The 4534-nt window shown below is 63.6% G+C and carries 4 protein-coding genes and 1 pseudogene; 3 read left to right on the top strand and 2 right to left on the bottom strand.

The window, feature by feature from the left end:
- The 3 genes and pseudogenes from WA989_RS05025 to WA989_RS05015 form a co-directional block, all read left to right on the top strand.
- Positions 1 to 497, top strand: a pseudogene (locus tag WA989_RS05025) (parallel beta-helix domain-containing protein); the annotation flags it as partial.
- 95 nt (positions 498 to 592) lie between these two features.
- Positions 593 to 1561 (top strand): SO2930 family diheme c-type cytochrome, encoded by a 969-nt coding sequence (locus tag WA989_RS05020; RefSeq protein WP_424339412.1) that lies wholly within the window; start codon positions 593 to 595, stop codon positions 1559 to 1561.
- A 72-nt stretch (positions 1562 to 1633) separates the two neighbouring features.
- Positions 1634 to 1900, top strand: a complete 267-nt coding sequence (locus tag WA989_RS05015) for a DksA/TraR family C4-type zinc finger protein (protein WP_424339411.1) — start codon at positions 1634 to 1636, stop codon at positions 1898 to 1900.
- Positions 1901 to 1924: 24 nt separating this feature from the next.
- Here the strand turns inward: WA989_RS05015 and WA989_RS05010 are convergent, their stop codons facing one another.
- Positions 1925 to 2308 carry a hypothetical protein gene (locus WA989_RS05010; protein WP_424339410.1) on the bottom strand — a complete coding sequence of 128 codons (384 nt, stop codon included), beginning with the start codon at positions 2306 to 2308 and terminating at the stop codon, positions 1925 to 1927.
- 8 nt (positions 2309 to 2316) lie between these two features.
- Positions 2317 to 4534, bottom strand: a 2218-nt coding sequence (locus tag WA989_RS05005) for a S8 family peptidase (RefSeq protein ID WP_424339409.1), incomplete at its 5' end; no start/stop codon positions are given.

The raw sequence follows: 4534 nt of genomic DNA, 5'->3' as shown, positions 1-4534 counted from the left end.
ATAATACGCGCAATTTCGCGCCGCCCGGAAACATCGTGGCGGGCGTTCCGTCCGGCACAGGCGTCATCATCATGGCGAATGACCGGGTCGAGGTGACAGGCAACACGTTCGACGACAACCAGACCGTCCAGATCCTCGTGACAGCCTACACTGAAGAGTTCACCGACGAGGACTACAATCCGTTGCCGCGCAATGTGTACATTCACGGCAATGACTATGGCACTGGCGGCAATAATCCGCAGGGCGATCTCGCTCAGTTTGCAGCACTGCTCGGCGGCTCGCTGCCGGCGATTGTCTGGGACGGGGTGACACGCTGGGACGGCGCTGATGACGCGGATGTGAGTCTCGCCATCGATGAGCCCGAAGAGGTCGGGTTCATCAATCTCGGCCTTGGCACTTATCCAATCGAGCTGTCACGCGTCTCGCCGAGCACCGAACGGCCCACCGGCGACAGCTTTGGAGGGCTCAGTCCGGTCTCGCTGTCTCACACCGAATGAGGCGCGCGCTTCTCGCAGCCTTCGTCATCCTGGTTGCCGCAGGCGGATTACGGGTCTGCAGCACGCGGCCTGCAGCACACGCTGGCGGTCCGGACATGGACGTCATACTGGCCGACAAGGCTGCGGCGAAGCTGTCGGACTACGGCCTGTTCAAGGATGCCGCGGCGCGCCAGCCTGCACCCGGCGTGATCGGCTATGATCTCGTCAATCCGCTCTTTTCCGACCATGCGAGCAAGCATCGGCTGGTCTATGTGCCGGGCGGCAAGGCGGCGGCGTATCGGGAGACGGATGTCTTCGACTTTCCGGTCGGCAGTGTCCTGATCAAGACCTTCGCCTTTGCGCCCGACATGCGCGCGCCAGAAGAGGGAGAGACCTATAAGGAAACCCGCCTCCTGATCCACAAGGCCGACGGCTGGGCCGCGAGACCCTACGTCTGGAATGAAGACGGGACCGAAGCGGTCTATTCGCCTGCGGGCAAATGGCTTGATCTCGAATTCGTTGATCCTGGCGGCGAGCCGGTCTCCATCGAATACCGCGTGCCCAACCAGAACCAGTGCAAGACCTGCCATCAGCTGGGCGATGACATCGCACCGATCGGTCCGAAGGCGCGCAACCTCAATCATGAGGGACCGTATGGAAAGGCGCAGCTGGCCGACTGGTCGGCGCGCGGCATCCTGGAGGGTCTGCCGGATGCACCGCCAGAGGTGCCGCCTCTCCATGATGCGAGCGCCAGTCTTGAGGGCCGGGCGCGCGCCTATCTCGATATCAATTGCGCCCATTGCCACCGCGCCGAAGGCTCGGCCTCCAATTCAGGCCTGTGGCTCAGCTATACAGAAAGCGACCCGACCAAGATCGGTCTCGGCAAGCATCCCACAGCGGCCGGCCGCGGCTCGGGCGAGGGTGTGTTTGAGATCGAGCCCGGCGCACCGGACCAGTCCATCCTGGCCTATCGCATGGCCTCGACCGAAGCCGGCGTCGCCATGCCTGAGCTTGGCCGCGCCCTTGTCGATGAGGACGGGCTCGGCGTTGTGCGCGACTGGATTGGCGAGATGCAGGCGGACTGAAACCCGATCCTTCCGGAACCCCGCATCCTCCTTACCTGTTGATGGGATACTTCATTCACAGCGGAGGACAGTATGGCAGGCGGATGGTCGCGCGATGGCGCGGTTCACGAGCAGATCGAGGATTCGATCAAGGACGAGCTGATGCGCATCAAGGCTGCTCAGGCGAGAGGCGAGAGCCTCACCCATTGCGTGGAATGCGGAGAAGACATTCCTGAGAAACGGCGCGCCCTCGTCCCCGGCGTGCGCTTCTGCATCGACTGCCGGCGCGAACGCGACGCCGCGACCGCCCAGCGTGGCGGCATCAACCGGCGCGGGTCGAAAGATAGCCAGCTGAAATAGTTCAGGTGCCACCGCCCGCGCGAGCTATTGCGCGATCGTGACGTCCTCTATGCGCGTCACAAGCGCGCCGCCACAATAAATATCGACCCGCTGAGGCCGTAGCCCCTTGCCGCGGTAGACGATCTTGCCGAGGCCCTCTTTCGGCCCACATTCGACGACGTCGAGCATCAGTGTGCCATCTGCAGAGAGGCCGCGGCTGTCAAACCGGCGCGAGATGCCATCATCCTCGACCTTGACCATCACGACCAGATTGCCGGGCGGGCCGCCGGGGCCGGGCATCATGTTGATCCAGGCGCTCGTATCGAGCGTTTCGAAATCGCAGACGGGAGAGGGCTCGGCCATGCCCGGCATTATGCAGGCTGCCGGGGCAGCGACAAGCAGGGCGAGAGCGGAGAGGTATGATTTCATGATTTCGATTACCAGCTTTTTGAGAGGCTGAACCAGTAAACGCCTGCCGCATCGGCATCGGCGACATGGTTCGGTTCGGTCGAGAGCGCCGCGGTGACACCAGCGCGGACGGCTCCCGGCAGCCCGAACTGCCAGCTTGCCTCATAATTGACTTCTCGCCCGCTCGGCGTGAGCGGCGCATCGATGGTTCGGGTTACGAAATTGAAGCGTTCGTCCAGCCCGGTCACGCCGTCGAACTGTAGCGATCCGGTTTCGGCGCGGCGCGGCTGGGCAACAACGAGGCCAAGCTTTCCGACCGGCGTCAGCGTGTCAGCGCCAAGCGACCATCTGCTGGTCCAGACATTGTCTGCGTCGACGCCGGGGAGGGTGACAGAGGCCGCCTCCATGCCTGCAGACAGGCGCAGCATTCCGGTTGGCCGCCAGGCGCCTTCCAGCGCATAGGCCGATAGCTGCGAGCGGTCCTCGCCGCCGAACCGGCCTTGGACAACGCCGCCAAGCGCGGTCCGGTCGTCCTGGATCGAGCTGACCTGTCCGCGAAGGCCCCAATTGTCCTCAAGCCGCGAAAGGCCAACGCCAGAGACAGAGAGATCCTCATCGTCTGATGAGAAGACTTCAAAGGACAGGGCGTCTCCAATGTCATGGCTGTAGCGGGCCCATCCGCCATCGGAGAAGCCGGTGCGCGCGCCGGCCTCATTGATCAGGCTGACGTCTGGTGCGAGCGATTTTGCGCCATAGCCACGCCCGAACTCGACCCCGCCGCCTGCGAAGAGATAGGTGGCGGTGAACTGGGCCGGCGGGGCCTCATCGAACGGCAAACCCGGATCATCGCGGAAGGCAGGCTGGTGCCAGGAAAAGCTGACGGGGCCTTGCCGAAATGCGCGTGACTGGCCGGCGAGAGAATTGGCGCGCTGGTCGAAATCCGCAATGCGCGCTTCGCCATCCGGCAGGATAGAGGCCGCATCGAAGCGGTAGGCCCGGTTGTACTTGTCCGTAAACACAAGCTGGTCGAACGCGCCAGGCTGGCTGGCCCAGTCGCCGAATGCCCCTGAAGCAGGGGCAATGACGGTCGAGGTCGGGGAGACCTTGCCATTGATCGTGAAGCTGGTGGAGCCCTGCGGCGCAAAGGCCGCTTCGAGGTCGAGAATGCCGACACCGGAGACGCTGTCCGTACCCACACCGGCTGGCTCATCGCGGATCGGATCGGGTGTGGAGTCGACATAATCCTGCGCGCTGTCGAGCAGGGCCGAAAGCGCGTCTTCAGGGGCCATGTTGGGGAAGATATCGAGCATCAGGGCTAGCGCGCCGGACACATAGGGCGCGGCGAAGCTCGTGCCGCTGACGCGGTAGAAATCGCCGATATCATCGGCATCATTGTCCGTGGCATCGGGAAAGATGACATCATCGTCCGGCCCCGTGGTCAGTACGTTCTCGCCCGGCGCGAGGATGTAATAGTTCTGGTTGACCGTCCCGGCCCGGTTTGAAAAGTCGGAGATCACACCGTTGAGATCGATCGAGCCGACGGCAACAACCCGGCCGAGTGTTCCTGATGTTCCTGCAATATTGGCTGGCTCGTTCGGCGAGGTGCCTTCGGCGGGCAGCACAGTGCTCGGATCGTCTTCGCTCGGGCCGGCAGGGACGGCGTCATTGCCTGCAGAGACGACGACCAGAACGCCCGCGGCCGTCGCGCGGCGAATGGCATTTTCAAGCGTCGGATCAGAATCCGGGACCCCGCCCAGCGAGAGGTTGATGATGCGCGCGCCCTCAGAGATTGCCCGGTCGATCGCAGCAGCTGTGTCAGCATCGCGGAACTTGCAGCCGCCATCATCTCCGGTCTCCTGGCAGCTGCCCGGCCGATCTGCGCGGATCGCAAGGATTTCGGATTCGAACGCGATACCATGGCCAAAGCTGTCATTCTTGTTGGCAGCCACCACCCCCGTAACCAGCGTTCCGTGGCCTTCCGTGTCGATATCATCTGCGGTGCGCGTGGCCGCATTGATGTCGATGACAGGCCGGACGATGCGTCCGATCAGATCGGGATGGTCGGGGTCAAATGTCGTGTCGATAACCGCGATCAGGATGCCATCTCCCGTGCCGCCGCTAGCATAGGCAGACGACGCGCCGATCAGGGGCAGGCCGCCCGTCCTGTCATATTCCGGCGTCTCGAAGCTACTTGCCGGCGGTGGAGGCGGCGGCGGGGGCGGAGGAGGAGGTGGTGGAGGCGGGGGT

Origin of the sequence: Henriciella sp., from assembly GCF_049649345.1 — a bacterium.
Taxonomy (GTDB): domain Bacteria; phylum Pseudomonadota; class Alphaproteobacteria; order Caulobacterales; family Hyphomonadaceae; genus Henriciella.
Note: the sequence above shows the minus strand (reverse complement) of the source record. Positions and strands in the feature narration are given on the sequence as shown.

Coding starts and splice junctions, on each gene's coding strand:
- WA989_RS05020 (WP_424339412.1), top strand. CDS start 593: ATGGACGTCATACTGGCCGACAAGGCTGCGGCGAAGCTGTCGGACTAC.
- WA989_RS05015 (WP_424339411.1), top strand. CDS start 1,634: ATGGCAGGCGGATGGTCGCGCGATGGCGCGGTTCACGAGCAGATCGAG.
- WA989_RS05010 (WP_424339410.1), bottom strand. CDS start 2,308: ATGAAATCATACCTCTCCGCTCTCGCCCTGCTTGTCGCTGCCCCGGCA.